This window comes from Burkholderia sp. RS01 (genome assembly GCF_039748055.1).
GTDB lineage: Bacteria > Actinomycetota > Actinomycetes > Actinomycetales > Micrococcaceae > Arthrobacter.
In genome coordinates, this window is sequence record NZ_JBDLAK010000002.1 from 254350 (window position 1) to 270571 (window position 16222).

Here is a 16222-nt window from a genome sequence, read left to right on the forward strand (position 1 = left end):
TCGTCCTTCACTGTCGGGGCGGGAATCCTGTGGGGTTCTCCGGTCAGCGCCTAGCCGGTGAGCCGCGGCGCGTAGTCGGCCGGCAGCTTCTGGCTGCCGGAAAATTCGTCGACGGCGGCCTGGTAGCTCTCCATCGTGATGGCCGCCGTGCGCTGCCATCCGGAATTCTCGGCGTGGACCGATGCCGCCCGGCCCATGTCCTCCCGCGTGACGGGGTCGTCGTAGAGGGCCTCCAGTGCGTCGGCCCAGTCCGCCGCACGGTGTCCGTCGACGAGCAGTCCAGTGCGGCCCTCGCTGATGGCGCGGGAAAGGCCGCCCACGCGTGTCGCCACCACGGGGGTGCCGCACGCCTGGGCTTCCAGCGCCACGAGTCCGAAGGACTCGCTGTAGGACGGCATCACGACGACGTCGGCCGACCGGTACCAGCCCGCCAGCGCCGGTGCGCCGACCGGCGGATGGTGCGTGACGACGTCGTCCATTCCGGCGGCGCTGACCAGCGACTTGAGATTGAAGTCCTTGGCACCGCTGAGGGCACCCAGGATAGTCAGCTTCAGGTCGATCTCCGGGCGGCGCTCGCGCAGCAGCGCGGCGGCCTTCACCAGTACCTGCGGGCCCTTGAGCCGCTGGATGCGGCCGGCGAACAGAAGATGGAACGTGCCCGGTGCGATGCCTCGCTCGGCACGTGACCTGTTGCGGAACGCGGGCGTGAAGACGGCCAGGTCAACGCCCGGGGGAGCGACGTCGATGTGGTCGAAGTCCGCGTCGTAGTGCGACACGAGCTCGGCGGCCTCGGCGCTCGTGTTGGCGATGAGGCGCGCGGCGCCGTCGACGATCCGGTGCTCACCGTCCTCGCGGCGGCGCGGCTCCGGACTTTCGCCCGACTGGAGCAGGAGGTTCTTGACCTTGGCCATGGTGTGCATGGTGTGCACCAGCGGAACGCCCCAGATTTCGGACAGCTCCAGCCCGGCCAGGCCGGACACCCAGTAGTGCGAATGGATGAGGTCGTAGCGGCCGTGCGGCTGGCGCTCGCGGATCCGTTCGATCTCGGCCACCATGCTGTGCAGCAGTTCCGGCAGTTCCTCTTTGGGCAGTTTCCGGGGCGGCCCCGCCATCACGTTGTGGACGCAGACACCGGGATCCGGATGCTCGACGGCGGGCTGGCCGGCGGCGGTGGACCGGGTGAAGATCTCCACCTCCACGCCGTGCTCCGCAAGGGCCGAGGCCAGGCCCCGGATGTAGACGTTCATGCCGCCGGCATCACCGGAACCGGGCTGTTCCATCGGGGACGTGTGCAGCGACAGGAAGGCCACGCGCTTGATCAGGGTCATGGCTCTCCTCTCTGCTCGCGGGACGCTCCGGAACGCGCGCCTGAAAATGCCCGGCCGGGAACTGCATCCGGTAAAACACTACTCCTGACGGCCCCGGGCGTCGGCGGCCCGTGCGGTGCGGCCATCCCGCCGGCCGTGGACGGCCACGATAGGCCCGCCACAAGAGGCCGGCGCCCCCTGACCGCCCTGCCGCCGCTCCCGGCCAACGCGCGCGCCGCCGAGTTCCTGCCGGACGCCGAACTCCTTCCGAAGGTGGCCGTTTACATCACGAACGGCGGGTACGGCGGACTTCACTACGCGATGGAGAACGGCGTACCCATCGTTGTCGCGGGCGATACCGAGGACAAGCCCGAAGGAGCGGCCAGGGTGGCCTGGTCCGGCGCAGGAATAAACCTCAAGACAGGACGGCCGGCGCAGTCGGCCATCCGCGACGCAGTTCGACAGGTCCTCGGCGACCCCGGATACCAGGCCGGCAGCCGCCGGATCGGCGCAGCAATCGCCGCTTCACCGGGCGCGGACGGGCTCATTGACGAGCTGGAGACGATCCTGGCCGCGAAGCCGTCCTGACCAAAGGCCCGGTAGGCAAGGCAGGCTCAGGCGCCGAGGTGGCTCCGCACGGCTGCCTGTACGGCCTCGCGCATCGGCACAGCGGGCCGCCCGATGAGCGAGCTGAGATCTCCGCTGGTCACCAGCAGCTCGCCGCGCGCGATGCCGAGGTCACTGTCCGCCAGGATGGCTGCGTAAAATTCCGGCAGCCCGGCTTCCACCAGTGCCTGCGTGTACTGCTCCGCCGGCAGATCCTGGTAGGCCACCGGCTGGCCCGAGGCCGCACTGACTTCCCCCGCGAGCTCGCTGAGGGTGAACGGCACGTCGCCGCCGAGCTCGTACACCTTTCCGGCCTGACCCTCCTTGAGAAGCACCGCTGCGGCGGCCTGGGCGTAGTCGGCCCGGGTGGCGGCACTGACCCGTCCCTCACCGGCGCTGCCGAGCACGGCGCCGAACTGGAGCTGCACGGCAAGCTGGTCCGTGTAGTTCTCCAGGTACCAGCTGTTGCGCAGCAAAGTGAACGGCACGCCGGACTCCCGGAGAGCCTCCTCCGTGGCCTGATGCTCCGCTGCCAGCTGCATGGTGGTGCTGCCGGCGTTGGCGATGCTGGTGTACGCGATCAGCCCGACGCCGGCCTCCTTGGCTGCGTTGATGGCGTTCCGGTGCTGTTCGATGCGCTGGCCGGCTTCGCTTCCGGAGACCAGAAGGACCTTCTCGGCGCCTTCGAAGGCCTGACGCAGGGAGCCGGGGTCGTTGTAGTCGACGGGGCGGACCTGGACGCCGCGTTCGGCGAGATCGGCGATCTTGGTGAGATCCCGGCCGGCGGCCACAATCTGTCCGGCGGGTACGTTGTAGTCCAGGAGCGCTTCGACAACGAGGCGGCCGAGGCGGCCCGTGGCGCCGGTGATAACGATAGTCATGGTTTTCCCTTTCACCAGTGAGTGACTGTCACAGGTGCCAACCACATGCCTGCACCGTTACTTCCCAAAAGAGAGTACGCACTTTCAGGTAAGGTACTGGTATGAAGGTAAGTACCCAGCCCATTGCGCCTGTTTTCCCCTTCGCGGACGGCATTTTCCCGGCGGGATGCCCCAGCAGGACAGTGCTCGACCACGTCACCAGCAAGTGGGGCGTCCTGATCCTCGTCGCGCTGTCCCAAGGCCCGCAGCGCTGGAGCGAGCTGCGCCGGCGCGCCGAGGGCATCAGCGAGAAGATGCTCGCCCAAACCCTCAAGACGCTCGAAGCCGACGGATTTGTCCGCCGCGACGCGCAGCCGATCATCCCTCCGCGGGTCGATTACAGCCTCACCGACAGCGGCCGGGACCTTGCGGCAGTCATGCTGCCGCTGGTCGCCTGGATAGCCGAGCACGCAGAGGACATCATGGCGCAGTCCTCGCGTACAGCAGCACAAGCCGGTTAACTGCCGCGGGCGGCGCCTATTCGGCGTTTCCTGGCCGGCCGGCTCCTATTGGGCCGGCCGCTTCCACAGCCCGGCCAATCCCGGGAACGCTGCCTCGTACCCGGCGAGGAGTGCAGCGGCCAGGCTTTCCGAACCGATCAGCGGGTGTTCGGCGAAGGCCTGCAGCGCTGCTTCGCGCTCGCCGTGTGCCGCGGCCCGGACCGTGAGCAGCTCCACGCGTTTCACGCGCTGCATGAGGTTCAGCTGCGGCCCGGCAGGCTGGTCCTGCGCCAGCGGCACCGCGCCGTCGGCGGTCACCGTGCATGGAACCTCGACGACGGCGCCCGCCGGCAGCCCGGGGATCGCCGGTTCCGCGGGGCCTGGCCCGGTCACCGCAGAGTTCGGCGTGTTGAGGATCAGTTCGGTGCCGCCCGCCGAAGCCCCGTCACCAGCGCCCCCGGCCCCGCCCGCGCCTCCACCGGCCAGCGCCCGCATCACGGCCAGGGCCACCTGTTCGTAGCCGCCGCCCGCGAGGTCCTCCGCATCGCGTGACTCCCCGGCGGCCCGGGCTTCGGCCAGATAACCCTCTTCGCGTGACCTGCGGGCGGCATCCCAGAGGCTGAATGCCGCGTCCCCGGCCGCAGCCAGCCGCGGATACAGCTCCGCCTGCTGCCCGTGGATGGACTCGCCGCGCGTCATGCCCTGGGCGCGCATGGCGGCGGCCGCCCGGGACGTCTCGTAGTAGTAGAAGAGGTACTCGTTCGGCAGGACTCCCAGCTCCTGGAGGAAGGGCTGCGGAAACAGGCGGCCCTCCTCGAAGCCGGCGAGCGCGCCGGCGTCCGCCAGCAGGTCCGGGAGGACATCGCGGCCGCCGGACTCGAGCCGGTACAGCCAGCCGAGGTGGTTCAGGCCGTAGTAGCCCACGCCGTCGAGCTTTCCGGCCGGCAGCGGAACGCCGGCGGCGCGCGCGGCACGGTGGACGAGCGCGCTCGCGGAATCGCAGATTCCGATGACCTTGCGGCCCAGCACGGGCACCAGGGCTTCGGTGACCATGCCGGCCGGATTGGTGAAGTTGACCAGCCAGGCGCCGGGGCAGTGCCTGCGCATCTCCCGGGCGAGCTCCAGCATGGCGGGAATGGACCGCAGCGCGTAGGAAATGCCGCCTGCCCCGGTGGTTTCCTGGCCCAGGAGCCCCAGGTCCTGGGCGACGCGTTCGTCGGCAATCCGGCCCGCCGTTCCGCCCGGCCTGATGGCCGCGAACACCGTGTCCGTTCCCAGCAGGGCCTCGCGGAGCGACGTGGTGGCAACGATTCTGGGGGGAAGCCCGACGGCGGAACTTCCGTTCGGTGCCGCCGCCGAGGCCAGGGCCTGCAGCACGGCGGTGATGGCAGCCAGGCGGCCGGGATCGACGTCGTAGAGCACCAGTTCGCGGACCAGGCCGGCGTAAGGCCCCGAGCACAGCGCCCGGTACACGAGGGGAACCCGGAAGCCGCCGCCGCCGGCGATCATGAGCCGCATGGCAAGGAGTCTATGCCCACGCATCCCACGCGCACGCACCCATGCACAAGCGCGCCGGTCGCCGCCGGACGGGCCGCACCCCCAGAACTCGGGGTTTCAACCACAAGGCCCACAGCGTAGTGTGCCGAACATGGATGCGATTTCCGCACGCCGCTTCGATCCGCTCTCTGCCGTCCGCACGCCGTCGGCCGGATCCTTTGACCTGCTGCTGGCCGGGACAGTGTTTCAGGACATCATCTTCACGGGGCTCCCGCAGGCGCCCGAACCCGGAACTGAAATCTGGAGCGAAGGGATGGGAAGCTGCCCCGGCGGCGTGGCCAACCAGGCCATAGCCGCTGCCCGGCTCGGTCTCCGGACCTGCCTGGCGGCCGCCTTCGGCGATGACGGTTACGGGGACTACAACTGGAAGATCCTCGCCGGCCAGGAGCACGTGGACCTGTCCCTGTCCCAGCGCGTTCCGGGGTGGCATTCGCCGGTGACGGTGTCGCTCAGCGTGAACCACGACCGCTCCATGGTGACCCACGGGCATCCCGCGCCGGTGTCGTCGTCCGATCTGATCGGCCGTCCGCCGCCCGCGCTGGCCGCAGTGGCGGAGCTGGACCATGAGCTTGAACCGTGGGCACTTTCGGCCCACGGCGAGGGCGTGAAGCTGTTCGGCGACGTCGGCTGGGACCCCAGCGGCGAATGGTCGCAGGCGCGGCTGGAGAACCTGCAGTACTTCCATGCCTTCATGCCCAACCAGCGCGAGGCCATGGCCTTCACCGGCAAGAACGATCCGTGGGCGGCGCTGTATTCGCTGGCGGACCGCGTGCCCGTAGCGGTGGTGACGCTGGGGCCGCAGGGGTCCATGGCCGTGGACTCCGAAACGGGCGAGGAGGAATGGGTGCCGTCGTTGCCGGTGGCGGCCTACGATCCCACCGGAGCCGGGGACTGCTTCGGGGCGGCGTTCGTGGTCGGCTGCCTGGCGGGGTGGCCGCTCGGAGACCGGCTGCGGTTCGCCAACCTCTGCGCCGCGCTGGCCGTGCAGGAAGTGGGCGGATCCCTCGCGGCGCCGGGCTGGGGCGACATCGCCGACTGGTGGAAACGCGCCAACGCCCGTCCTGAACGCCGCGGAAGCCAATGGCTGCGCCGCTACGCGTTCCTCGCCGACATCGTCCGGGACGTGCCGCCGGAAGCCCAGCGCCGGGCGGCGGCCACCATCGCGCACCTTTCGGACGCCTGACCCCCTGCCTGGCCCGGGACGCGCCCCCGGACGGCCCCTTGGGCCGGGCGCCGGAACGGCCCGGGAACACCGCCGTTTCCCGTCAATTATCCGGCCCGCAACGCCAGCATTAGAATCAGTAGAGTGACTTATCCAGCAGCAACAGGAGACCTCCCGCCTGCATCAGGCGCCGTCCGGCCGCCGTCGTATGAACGGTCCGCCGTCATCGACCTCGAGGCCATCCGCCACAACGTCCGCCGCCTTGCCGCCGCCGCTTCGCCGGCACAGGTCATGGCGGTAGTGAAGGCGGACGCCTACGGTCACGGCGCGGTGCCGGTGGCGCGCGCCGCCCTCGAGGCGGGAGCCGGCTGGCTGGGCGTGGCGCACATTTCCGAAGCGCTGGCGCTCCGAGCCGCCGGCATTGAGGCCCCTCTGCTCGCGTGGCTGCACACGGCGGAAAGCAACTTCGGCGCGGCGGTGGCTGCCGGCGTCGACATCGGGTGTTCCGGCTGGGAGCTGGAACGGATCGTGGCTGCCGCCCGCGAACAGGAGCGGCCGGCCCGCGTCCACCTGAAGGTGGACACCGGCCTTGGGCGGAACGGCGCCACGGTGGAAACCTGGGACCGCCTGGTTGGCGAGGCCATGGAGTACCAGGATGAGGGACTGCTGCGCGTGGTGGGCATCTTCTCGCACCTCGCCGTCGCCGACGAGCCCGAGCGCCCGGAAACTGACGATCAGCTCGCGGCGTTCCGCGAAGTCCTCGCCATCGCCGAGGACGCCGGCGTGGACCCGGAAGTCCGGCACCTGGCCAACACTCCGGCCACGCTGTCCCGGCCGGACACGCACTTCGACCTGGTCAGGGTGGGGCTCGGCATCTACGGGCTCTCGCCGTTCGAGGGCCAGACCTCCGCTGAACTGTGCCTTCGCCCCGCCATGACCCTCCGCACGGTGGTGTCCCACTGCAAGGACGTGCCTGCCGGCCAGGGCGTCTCGTACGGCTTCAACTACCGCACCTCCGGCGCCAGCACGCTCGGACTCATCCCGCTGGGCTACGCCGACGGCGTCCCCCGGGTGGCCACCGGCGGCCCCGTCCGCGTGGAAGGCGTGACCTACCCGGTGGTGGGCAGGATCGCCATGGACCAGATGGTGATCGACCTCGGCCCCCGGCACGTCTCCACGGGCGGCCACAGCCTCCTGGGAGCCGAGGCACAGCTCTTCGGCGACGGCACCGACGGCGGCCCCACCGCTGACGACTGGGCCCGCGCCGCAGGCACCAACAACTACGAAATCGTGACCCGCATCAGCCCGCGCGTGCCGCGGACGTACATGAACGAAACGCCGGTCAGCGAATCGCCGGTCAACGAATCGCCCGCGCCGTGAACCTTCCGGCGGCCGGCACGGCACCCCTGTGGGTCCAGACCCTGAAGGTCACGGCGGCGGAGCAGACCCACGCGTTCGGCGCGGCGCTCGCGGAGGTGCTTCGCGCGGGGGACCTGCTGGTCCTCACCGGTGAACTGGGCGCGGGCAAGACGACGTTCACGCAGGGGCTCGGCGAGGGCCTGGGCGTGCGCGAGGGGATCATCTCGCCCACGTTCGTGCTGGTGCGCATCCATCCGAACCTCCCCGACGGGCCCCGCCCGGGCGGCCCCGACTTGGTGCACGTTGACGCCTACCGGCTGGGATCGGCGTCGGAAATTGACGACATCGACCTGGAAAACACGCTGGACTCCGCGGTCACCGTGGTGGAGTGGGGACGCGACCGGGTGGAACACCTGAGCGAGAGCCGGCTCGAGGTGGAGCTGCACCGCTCCATCGGCGGCGCACCGGCCCCCTCCGCCGGCGTCGCGGCATCAGCCCACCCGGCCGACGGCGGCGCCGGACCGGGCGCGGCACCGGATGCGGAGACGGTCCTGGACTTCGACGCGGAGGACGACGACGAGCCCCGCACCATCATCATCCGCGGCTTCGGGCCCCGCTGGGCGGACCAGCCCGTGCTCACGCAGGCCTTCGAAGGGACACCCTGATGCTCATTCTTGCCATCGACACCTCCGCCGTGGCCAGCGCCGCGCTGATGTCCGACGACGCCATGGAAGGCGTTGTGGGCAGCTTTTCCACCGAGGACACGCGGACGCATGCCGAGGTGCTCGCCCCGGGAATCGAGAAACTGCTCGCCGAAGCCGGCGTGACCGGCGCCGACATCGACGCGATCGTCGTCGGCGTGGGCCCGGGCCCCTTCACCGGCCTCCGGTCCGGGATTGCGACCGCACGCACGCTGGCCCATGTCTGGAACAAGCCGCTGCACGGGCTCATGAGCCTGGATGCCGTCGCCCTCGAAGTGGCCGAATCCACCGAGGCGCCGGCCGAATTCCTCGTCGCCACGGATGCCAGGCGCAAGGAGGTGTACTGGGCCCGGTACACGCTCACCGCCGGCCAGCTTCCCGAGCTGGTGGACGGGCCGCATGTGGGCTTCGCCGCGGATCTTCCCGACCTCCCGGCCTACGGAGCCGGCGCCGGGCTGTATTCGGACGTGCTGCGTGCGGATCCGGACTTCAGCGAGGAGCATCCGGACGCGCTGTACCTGGGGCAGTTCGCGCTGGCCCGGCTGGCGGCGGGGGAGACGCTCCTGGACTCCACGCCGCTGTACCTCCGCGAGTCCGACGCCCAGGTCCCCGGCCCCCGGAAGCGGGCCCTGTGAGCGGCCTGCCCGGAAATCCCGGCCTGCCCGGAAAATCTGACCGCACCGAGAAGGCCCCCGCCGGCGCCGGGGTGACGGTCCGCGACATGCTGCCGGCTGACATTCCCGCCGTCCACGAGCTGGAAGTCCGCCTCTTTCCCGTCGACGCCTGGCCGCTGCACATGTTCGTTGATGAGCTGGCCCAGCCCGAAACCCGCCGGTACCTGATCGCCGAGGCTCCGGACGGGATTGTCGGCTACGCCGGCCTGATGTGCGTCGAGCCGATCGCGGACGTCCAGACGATCGCCGTCGTGCCGGAGTACGAGGGCAGGGGCATCGGCTCGGCCCTGCTGACGGAACTGATCAACGAGGGGCGGCGGCGCGGTGCCGCGGACGTGCTGCTCGAGGTCCGGGCCGACAACCCCCGCGCCCAGCAGCTGTACCGGCGGTTCGGCTTCGAGCAGATCCACGTGCGGCGCAAGTACTACCGTGACGGCGTAGACGCCCTGATCATGAGGCTGCAGCTGGAAGACGTCCTCGCCGTGCACGGGGACGTCATCCACGCAGCGGAAGAACACCAGGACGCTGTCCAGCAGGAGGCTGCCCAGCAGGACGACCCGCGCCGTTCCGGCGAGACCACCCCGACGAAGGCAGACCAGCAATGAACCGTTCGCAGCCGCTCGTGCTCGGCATCGAGTCCTCGTGCGACGAAACCGGCGTGGGCATTGTCCGCGGAACCGAGCTGCTCACCAACACCGTGTCCTCCTCGATGGACGAGCACGTCAGGTTCGGCGGCGTCATTCCGGAGATCGCCTCACGGGCGCACCTGGATGCCTTCGTGCCCACCCTCCGGGCAGCGCTCGCCGAAGCGGACGTGACACTGGATGACATCGACGCCATCGCCGTCACCGCGGGCCCCGGGCTCGCCGGTGCCCTGATGGTGGGAGTGTGCGCGGCGAAGGCCCTGGCCGTCGCGACCGGCAAGCCCCTGTATGCGATCAACCACCTCGTGGCCCATGTGGGCGTCGGCCTCCTGGACTCACGTCCGGGCGGTGCCGGGGACGCCGGAAACGGCCCGGCGCTCCCGGAGAACCTGGGCGCCCTGCTGGTTTCCGGCGGCCACACGGAGATCCTGCGGATCCGCAGCATCACCGACGACGTCGAGCTGCTGGGCTCCACGATCGACGACGCCGCCGGGGAGGCCTACGACAAAGTGGCGAGGATCCTGGGCCTGGGCTATCCCGGTGGCCCCGCCATCGACCGGCTGGCCCGTGAGGGAAACGCCAAGGCCATCCGCTTTCCCCGGGGCCTGACGCAGCCCAAGTACATGGGCACCGCCGAGGAACCCGGGCGGCACCGCTACGACTGGTCCTTCAGCGGGCTGAAAACCGCCGTGGCCCGCTGCGTGGAGCAGTTCGAGGCCAAGGGGGAGGCCGTTCCGGTGGCGGACATCGCGGCAGCGTTCCAGGAAGCCGTGGTGGACGTCATCACGTCGAAGGCGGTGCTCGCCTGCCGGGAGCACGGCATCACCAATGTGCTGCTGGGCGGCGGAGTGGCGGCAAACTCGCGCCTCCGCCAGCTCACCGAACAGCGCTGCTCCGCCGCCGGGATCAGGCTGCATGTGCCTCCGCTGGACCTCTGCACGGACAACGGGGCCATGGTGGCCGCCCTGGGCGCCCAGCTGGTCATGGCGGGCATAGCGCCCAGCGGCATCGGCTTCGCCCCGGACTCGTCCATGCCCGTCACCACGGTGTCGGCGCCGGCACCGAAGGCTGCCCAGACGGCAGCCGTCTGAGCGGCCGAAGGCCCCGCAGCAGCCAGCAGGGACTACCGCAGCCCGGCGAGGCCCACTACCCGGCGGGACGCGCTTAGGCCGTGGGCCCGTTCCGCATCTGCTTGACCAGGTCCAGCACCACGGCCTGGAGGTTTCCGCCGTTTTCCGCGGCCACGCGCCGCTGGCGCTGGTAGCCGGCTCCGCGGCTGATGATCTTTTCGACGTCGGCCAGCTCATCGGGGCAGCCCAGCTTGGCAGCGATGGGCTCGAGCCGGTCCAGGGTCTCCAGCAGGTGATCGGTGACCAGCCGCTCTTTGCCCTGGGCGTCCAAGATGATGATCGCGTCCATGCCGTACCGGGCAGCGCGCCACTTGTTTTCCTGGACGTGCCACGGCGGCATGGTGGGAATGGTTCCGCCGTTGTCCAGGGTGGTCGAGAACTCGTGCACCAGGCACTGCGTCAGGGCGGCAACGGCGCCCACCTCTTCAAGCGTGGCCAGGCCGTCGCAGATGCGCATTTCGATGGTTCCGAGGTTCGGCACCGGCCGGATGTCCCAGCGGATTTCGGAGAGAGTATCGATCACGCCCGTGGTGAACATGTCCTGGACGTAGGACTCATATTCTTCCCACGAACGGAATTGGAACGGTAGTCCGGCGGTCGGAAGCTGCTGGAACATCAGCGCGCGGTGGGATGCATAGCCAGTGTCTTCACCGCCCCAGAACGGGCTGGAGGCGGACAGTGACTGGAAGTGCGGGAAGTAGTTGACCAGGCCATCCAGCACGGGCAGGACCTTCTCGCGCCGGTCGAGCCCCACGTGCACGTGCACGCCGTAGATGACCATTTGCCGGCCCCACCACTGCGTGCGGTCGATCAGCTTGGCGTAGCGTTCCTTGTCCGTCACGGGCTGCAGCTGCGGAGGGCTGAACGGGTGGCTGCCGGCCGAGAATACTTCCACTCCCATGGGATCGGTGACTTCGCGGACGGCGGCAAGGGACCGGTTGAGGTCCTCCTTGGCTTCCGCGGCGGTCTCGCAGATTCCGGTGACCAGCTCCACGGTGTTCAGGAGCAGCTCCTGCTTGATGTGCGGGTGTTCGTCGTCCTCGTTCAGCTCGGGGTGGTTGGCGGCAACCCCGCGCAGGACCTCGTTCGCCACGGAGGCCAGCTCGCCGCTCTGCGCATCAACCAGTGCGAGTTCCCATTCCACACCAAGAGTTGATTGCCTGGATGAAGCGAAATCAATCTTCATGTGTTCCTCTCGCTGTTTTGCTGTCCCGTGATGGCCGTTTCTGGCAGAACGGCTGGCAGGGGAACGGTCTTTCAAGTCTAGTGCAGGGGTAGCATCGAGATGATGGCTTGGTTACAGAGCGCGCGTGACAGTTTTCACAAGACCAGCTTCCCCCACCACACCAAAGACCGGCCCGCCCGCTGCAGGCCTGCCGGGACGGCGGCGGCCCTCGCGGCGCTGCTCGCCCTGGCGTCCTGCACGGCCCCGCCGCCGTCACCGCCGTCGGGGGCGGCTGCTCCGGAGACCCCTGCTTCTCGCGGCCAGGGCGGATCCCCGACGACGGCCGCGCCGGCCCCCGCTTCCACCGCACCGAAGACCGCGGACCGGGAACGCGGAACGGCGCCGCTGGGCTGGGGGCCGCAGCAGCGGGACCTCGATGCGGCAAGCGCCGCCGTCGCCGGCATGACGCTGGCCCAGAAGGCCGGGCAGGTGCTCCTGCCGTCCTATGCCGGCCTCGACCCCCGGACCCAGGCCGCCACGGTGGAGCGGCTTCACCTCGCCGGATCGATGATCATGGGCGAGAACGTGGCGGGGGCTCCCGACGGGCGGGTCGACGTGCCGGCGCTGGCCGCCGTGACCCGGCGGCTGGACGCGGCGTCGCGGTCCGGCGGACGCACCTGGCCCGGCCTGATAGGCGTGGACCAGGAAGGGGGAGTGGTGTCCCGGGTGGGTGCTCCGCTCACCGGCTGGCCGTCCCCCATGAGCTACGGCGCGGCCGGAAGCGTTCCGCTGGCAACCCAGGCCGGCACCGGGCTGGCGGCGGAACTCGCGGCCCTGGGCTTCACGGCGGACTTCGCTCCCGACGCCGATGCCACGATCGGTCCCGCTGACCCCACCATCGGGGCCCGGTCCATGTCCGCGGACCCCCGCGCGGCGGGAACCCTGAGCGTCGGCTTCTCCAAGGGCATGCTGGCGGCCGGTGTGCTGCCCGTCGCCAAACACTTTCCGGGGCACGGCTCCGTGACGGCCGATTCCCACAAGGACATGCCGGTCCAGAAGGCCACGGTGGCCCAGCTGAAGGCCAGGGACTGGAAGCCCTTCCAGGCGGCCGTGGCCGCGGGGTCCCCGATGATCATGACCGGACACATCGCCGTTCCGGCCCTGGAACCGGGCGTGCCGGCGTCGATCTCGAAGGCCACCTACGCAGCCCTGCGGGGCATGGGGTTCAAGGGAGTGGCCGTCACGGACGCCCTGAACATGGGCGCCGTGAACCGCAGGTACCCGCACGACTCCGCCGCGCCGGCCGCGCTGGCAGCCGGTGCTGACCTGCTGCTGATGCCCGTGGACGTCAACGCGGCCCACTCGGCCATCGTCAACGCCGTTGGAGCGGGAACGCTTCCGCTGCCACGCCTGGATGACGCCGCCCGGCGTGTGGTCACGATGATGATCTGGCAGGGGCGCACGAAGCCGCAACACGCTCCCGCGGCGCCCGGCAGCGGCGAGGCCGTGTCCGCCAACGTCTCCGCCCGCGCCGTCACGGTTCTGGCCGGGCGGTGCAGGGGTCCGCACCTGGCGGGCCGCGTCCGGGTGGCCGGCGGCACGGCGGGGGACCGGGCCCGCTTTGCCGCCGCCGCCACGGCCCAGGGGGTCACGCTGGGGGCGGGGCCGCTGGTCAGCCTCATCGGATACGGCGGTTCTCCCGCGGGCGGCGACATTGCCGTGGCGCTGGATGCGCCCTGGCCGCTGGCCGGTTCCGCCGCGCCCACCAAGATCGCACTGTACGGACGGACGCCCGGTGCGTTCAAGGCGCTCCTGGCGGTCCTGGCAGGCAAGGCCGCAGCCACCGGGAAGCTGCCGGCCGCCGTCGGACCCTACCGCCCGGGTTCCGGCTGCCGCTGACGCCCGTGTCACAAAAGTACGAATCCGCCACCGCACGGCCCGCCGGGATGGCCGCACCGCGGCACAGCCGTTTAATGGAGGAGTGCCGATTCTGAATAAAGACATGACCCTGTGCATCTCCCTCTCGGCCCGGCCGAGCAACAACGGGACGCGCTTCCACAACTACCTTTACGACCAGCTTGGCCTGAACTGGATCTACAAGGCCTTTGCGCCCACAGACCTGGCCCAGGCGATCGCCGGGGTCCGCGGCCTGGGGATCCGGGGCTGCGCCGTGTCCATGCCGTACAAGGAAGACGTGATTGCCCTCGTGGACGTCATGGACCCGTCGGCCAAGGCGATCGATTCGGTCAACACCATCGTCAACGACGCCGGCCGGCTGACTGCGTACAACACCGACTACACGGCGATTGAGCAGCTGCTCGAACGCAACACCGTTCCGACGGACTACTCCGTGCTGCTCAAGGGTGCCGGCGGAATGGCCAAGGCCACGGCGGCGGCGCTGCGCGATGCGGGCTTCAAGGACGTCACCATCATCGCCCGGAACGAGGCCGCCGGACGCGCGCTCGCCGACCTCTACGGTTTCGCCTGGCGCGCCGATCTTGGCTCCGGGCCGGACGCAACGGCGGACCTGATCATCAACGTCACGCCGGTCGGCATGGCCGGCGGGCCGGACGCTGAATCACTGTCGTTCCCGGCAGAGGCCGTCGACGCGGCCAACGTGGTGTTCGACGTCGTGGCCCTGCCTCCCGAGACGCCGCTCATCAAGGCGGCACGGGCAGCCGGAAAGAAGGTTATTACGGGCGCGGAGGTCGCCACCATCCAGGCGCTGGAGCAGTTTGTGCTGTACACCGGCATCCGCCCCACCGACCAGCAGGTGCGCGACGCCGAAGCCTTCGTCCGCGCGCAGTAGCCGCTTAGCAGCCGTGCAGTAGTCAACTCAGCGGTGCGGCCGGCTACAGCGGCTCAACCGAGACGGCCACCCTCTCCTCCCCGATCCGGGTGAGGACCAGGGTGGCTGTCTGCTTTCCGGCGCTTTTCCCGGACTTTCCGCCGGGCAGCAGCTGCTTCCGCAGCTCCTCGGGGGTGACGGACGTGCCCCGCTTCTTGATGTCCAGCACCCCGATGCCGTGCTGCTTGACCCAGGCCTTGAGCGCCTTCACGTTGTACGGCATGACCTCGCTGACCCTGTACGCCCGGGCGAAGGGGGTGTCCACGAGGTTCGGGCCGCAGATGTAGGCGATGTGCTCGTCAACCAGGTGGCCGCCCAGCTCGAGGGCGAGGTCGGCCACGAGGCCGGCCCGGATCACGGCGCCGTCCGGTTCGTACAGGTAGCCCTCCACCGGGCCCACGGGGGCTACCGGTCCGCCGTCGAACCCTTCCCTGCTGGTGAGCTCCGCTGCTCCCTGCGGCCCGATGACGAGCGCTGCCCGCCGGATGCCCGGGCGCGCCACGGCGTTGAACCAGAGGGCCACTTCGGTGACGTCGCCGCCCACCGAAACCCACTGCGCTTCGCAGCCCTGGGGGACGGAGTCGTGCGGCATGCCGGGCCCCATCTTGACGCCGACGGCGCGCCCGGAGGCGGCGAGCGACTCCGCGAAGGAGAACGGAGGCGAAAAGGCCTCCGGGTCCCAGATCCTGGTGGTTCCGGAGGTGGACGTGGTCCGCCGGGCGGGATCCAGCCAGACGCCGTCCTCGTCGCCGAGCGGCACCGCGGTCGCGTCCGAGTGCACCACGGTGGCGTGCGGGAAGGGGATGAGGTTGATGGTGGCGCAGGCGGCGGTGGTCTCGTCGACCTCCACGGCCGTCACCGCAATGTCGAGGGATGCCAGTGCCATGGAATCCGCGCCGAGGCCGCAGCCAAGGTCGGCCACGTGCCGGACGCCCGCCTCCGCGAAGCGCTGGGCGTGCCTGGCTGCGACGGTGAGCCGCGTGGCCTGCTCAAGGCCCGCCTGGGTGAACAGCATCTGCCGGGCGAACTCGCCGAACTTGGCCTCAGCTTTGGTGCGCAGCCGGGACTGGGTCAGCACTGCGGACACGAGCTCGGGGGAGTGCCCCGCCTTGCGGAGGCTGGAGTTGAGCGCGAAGGACTGGTCCTCCCGGTACGGTCCCAGCGACGCCAGGAGCTCCCATCCTTCCTCGGTGAGGAGGTGGGCGATCTGGTCCTGCGGTGCTTCAGACATGCAGTCAAGCCTAGTGGAGGGGCCCGCCGGTGCTGTTGCCGATAGGGTGGTCTGAATGGAATCCAGCGCAACGCCCAGTCCTGACCAGCCCAACCGCAGCCGCACGGATCTGGTCCGGCACGCGCGAGTGGTCCGGTACGCGCGTCCGGCCCTGATCGCCGGCGCTGTTGCCGCCGTCGTCTGCATCGTCCTGCTGGTGATCATCTTCCTCCTGGACTCCTTCAACGCCACCGTCTATTCGGTGGGCGGCAAGGACATCAGTGACGCCACCGATGAAGCCCGCCAGATCCGGGAACTGTACTCCGGCGCCCGCATCGGCGGCGTGGTGTTCCTGGTTGTCTCCGCGCTGACGGCTGCTGCCGCCGCCATCGTGCTGTTCCTCCAGCGGAAAAACGCGCCTGATGCCGATGACGACGACGGCGAGGACCTAGGGTTCGACGACCTCGCCGGCCGCTGACGGCTGCCGGGCGGACGCTGA

At 70.0% G+C, this 16222-nt stretch carries 16 protein-coding genes; 11 read left to right on the forward strand and 5 right to left on the reverse strand.

Features of this window, described 5'->3' with window-relative positions; translation table 11 throughout:
* Positions 1-50: 50 nt before the first annotated feature.
* Positions 51-1328: a D-inositol-3-phosphate glycosyltransferase gene (mshA, locus tag ABFP37_RS03205; RefSeq protein WP_078027189.1), complete on the reverse strand. Its 1278-nt coding sequence runs from the start codon at positions 1326-1328 to the stop codon at positions 51-53.
* 135 nt (positions 1329-1463) lie between these two features.
* On the opposite strand from mshA, the gene ABFP37_RS03210 reads away from it, so the two are divergent.
* Positions 1464-1895, forward strand: a complete 432-nt coding sequence (locus tag ABFP37_RS03210; RefSeq protein WP_347032716.1) for a nucleotide disphospho-sugar-binding domain-containing protein — start codon at positions 1464-1466, stop codon at positions 1893-1895.
* A 26-nt stretch (positions 1896-1921) separates the two neighbouring features.
* On the opposite strand, the gene ABFP37_RS03215 is transcribed toward ABFP37_RS03210, so the two are convergent.
* Positions 1922-2794, reverse strand: a complete 873-nt coding sequence (locus ABFP37_RS03215) for an SDR family oxidoreductase (protein ID WP_347032717.1) — start codon at positions 2792-2794, stop codon at positions 1922-1924.
* A 101-nt stretch (positions 2795-2895) separates the two neighbouring features.
* On the opposite strand from ABFP37_RS03215, the gene ABFP37_RS03220 reads away from it, so the two are divergent.
* Positions 2896-3294, forward strand: a complete 399-nt coding sequence (locus ABFP37_RS03220; RefSeq protein WP_078027186.1) for a helix-turn-helix domain-containing protein — start codon at positions 2896-2898, stop codon at positions 3292-3294.
* Between the two features lie 45 nt (positions 3295-3339).
* Here ABFP37_RS03220 and ABFP37_RS03225 read toward each other — a convergent pair whose 3' ends face one another.
* Positions 3340-4791 carry a hypothetical protein gene (locus tag ABFP37_RS03225; RefSeq protein ID WP_347032718.1) on the reverse strand — a complete coding sequence of 484 codons (1452 nt, stop codon included), beginning with the start codon at positions 4789-4791 and terminating at the stop codon, positions 3340-3342.
* A gap of 130 nt (positions 4792-4921) precedes the next feature.
* Here ABFP37_RS03225 and ABFP37_RS03230 point away from each other — a divergent pair, with 130 nt between their 5' ends.
* The 6 genes from ABFP37_RS03230 to tsaD all read left to right on the forward strand — a co-directional run bounded on the left by ABFP37_RS03230 (position 4922) and on the right by tsaD (position 10461).
* Positions 4922-6013 carry a PfkB family carbohydrate kinase gene (locus tag ABFP37_RS03230; RefSeq protein WP_078027327.1) on the forward strand — a complete coding sequence of 364 codons (1092 nt, stop codon included), beginning with the start codon at positions 4922-4924 and terminating at the stop codon, positions 6011-6013.
* Between the two features lie 123 nt (positions 6014-6136).
* A complete protein-coding gene (gene alr / locus ABFP37_RS03235) occupies positions 6137-7372 on the forward strand; it encodes an alanine racemase (protein WP_347032719.1) in 1236 nt (411 codons plus the stop codon).
* Positions 7369-8016 (forward strand): tRNA (adenosine(37)-N6)-threonylcarbamoyltransferase complex ATPase subunit type 1 TsaE, encoded by a 648-nt coding sequence (tsaE, locus tag ABFP37_RS03240; protein ID WP_347032720.1) that lies wholly within the window; start codon positions 7369-7371, stop codon positions 8014-8016. Before alr ends, tsaE begins: the two co-directional genes overlap by 4 nt.
* Complete coding sequence (tsaB, locus tag ABFP37_RS03245) at positions 8016-8687, forward strand: tRNA (adenosine(37)-N6)-threonylcarbamoyltransferase complex dimerization subunit type 1 TsaB (RefSeq protein WP_347032721.1); 672 nt, start codon at positions 8016-8018, stop codon at positions 8685-8687. The genes tsaE and tsaB overlap by 1 nt, the downstream gene beginning before the upstream one ends.
* Entirely contained in the window at positions 8684-9331 is a 648-nt protein-coding gene (gene rimI / locus ABFP37_RS03250; protein ID WP_347032722.1) for a ribosomal protein S18-alanine N-acetyltransferase, read from the forward strand. The genes tsaB and rimI overlap by 4 nt, the downstream gene beginning before the upstream one ends.
* A complete protein-coding gene (gene tsaD, locus ABFP37_RS03255; RefSeq protein ID WP_347032723.1) occupies positions 9328-10461 on the forward strand; it encodes a tRNA (adenosine(37)-N6)-threonylcarbamoyltransferase complex transferase subunit TsaD in 1134 nt (377 codons plus the stop codon). The genes rimI and tsaD overlap by 4 nt, the downstream gene beginning before the upstream one ends.
* 73 nt (positions 10462-10534) lie before the next feature.
* On the opposite strand, the gene ABFP37_RS03260 is transcribed toward tsaD, so the two are convergent.
* A complete protein-coding gene (locus ABFP37_RS03260; protein WP_078027180.1) occupies positions 10535-11686 on the reverse strand; it encodes a glutamate--cysteine ligase in 1152 nt (383 codons plus the stop codon).
* Between the two features lie 102 nt (positions 11687-11788).
* Here ABFP37_RS03260 and ABFP37_RS03265 point away from each other — a divergent pair, with 102 nt between their 5' ends.
* Entirely contained in the window at positions 11789-13564 is a 1776-nt protein-coding gene (locus ABFP37_RS03265; protein ID WP_347032724.1) for a glycoside hydrolase family 3 N-terminal domain-containing protein, read from the forward strand.
* Between the two features lie 82 nt (positions 13565-13646).
* A complete protein-coding gene (locus tag ABFP37_RS03270; protein WP_347032725.1) occupies positions 13647-14474 on the forward strand; it encodes a shikimate 5-dehydrogenase in 828 nt (275 codons plus the stop codon).
* Positions 14475-14517: 43 nt separating this feature from the next.
* Here ABFP37_RS03270 and ABFP37_RS03275 read toward each other — a convergent pair whose 3' ends face one another.
* Positions 14518-15744: a class I SAM-dependent methyltransferase gene (locus tag ABFP37_RS03275; RefSeq protein WP_078027178.1), complete on the reverse strand. Its 1227-nt coding sequence runs from the start codon at positions 15742-15744 to the stop codon at positions 14518-14520.
* Positions 15745-15799: 55 nt separating this feature from the next.
* Here ABFP37_RS03275 and ABFP37_RS03280 point away from each other — a divergent pair, with 55 nt between their 5' ends.
* The gene (locus ABFP37_RS03280) at positions 15800-16201 is read left to right on the forward strand and encodes a hypothetical protein (protein WP_185982212.1); all 402 of its coding nucleotides are present in this window, start codon (positions 15800-15802) and stop codon (positions 16199-16201) included.
* The last annotated feature ends 21 nt before the right edge of the window (positions 16202-16222 follow it).

Excerpts from the sequence above, each read along its gene's own strand:
- tsaB (WP_347032721.1), top strand. The coding sequence starts at position 8,016 with ATGCTCATTCTTGCCATCGACACCTCCGCCGTGGCCAGCGCCGCGCTG.
- tsaD (WP_347032723.1), top strand. The coding sequence starts at position 9,328 with ATGAACCGTTCGCAGCCGCTCGTGCTCGGCATCGAGTCCTCGTGCGAC.
- ABFP37_RS03260 (WP_078027180.1), bottom strand. The coding sequence starts at position 11,686 with ATGAAGATTGATTTCGCTTCATCCAGGCAATCAACTCTTGGTGTGGAA.
- ABFP37_RS03265 (WP_347032724.1), top strand. The coding sequence starts at position 11,789 with ATGGCTTGGTTACAGAGCGCGCGTGACAGTTTTCACAAGACCAGCTTC.
- ABFP37_RS03215 (WP_347032717.1), bottom strand. The coding sequence starts at position 2,794 with ATGACTATCGTTATCACCGGCGCCACGGGCCGCCTCGGCCGCCTCGTT.
- ABFP37_RS03230 (WP_078027327.1), top strand. The coding sequence starts at position 4,922 with ATGGATGCGATTTCCGCACGCCGCTTCGATCCGCTCTCTGCCGTCCGC.
- ABFP37_RS03275 (WP_078027178.1), bottom strand. The coding sequence starts at position 15,744 with ATGTCTGAAGCACCGCAGGACCAGATCGCCCACCTCCTCACCGAGGAA.
- ABFP37_RS03220 (WP_078027186.1), top strand. The coding sequence starts at position 2,896 with ATGAAGGTAAGTACCCAGCCCATTGCGCCTGTTTTCCCCTTCGCGGAC.
- ABFP37_RS03280 (WP_185982212.1), top strand. The coding sequence starts at position 15,800 with ATGGAATCCAGCGCAACGCCCAGTCCTGACCAGCCCAACCGCAGCCGC.
- ABFP37_RS03225 (WP_347032718.1), bottom strand. The coding sequence starts at position 4,791 with ATGCGGCTCATGATCGCCGGCGGCGGCGGCTTCCGGGTTCCCCTCGTG.
- mshA (WP_078027189.1), bottom strand. The coding sequence starts at position 1,328 with ATGACCCTGATCAAGCGCGTGGCCTTCCTGTCGCTGCACACGTCCCCG.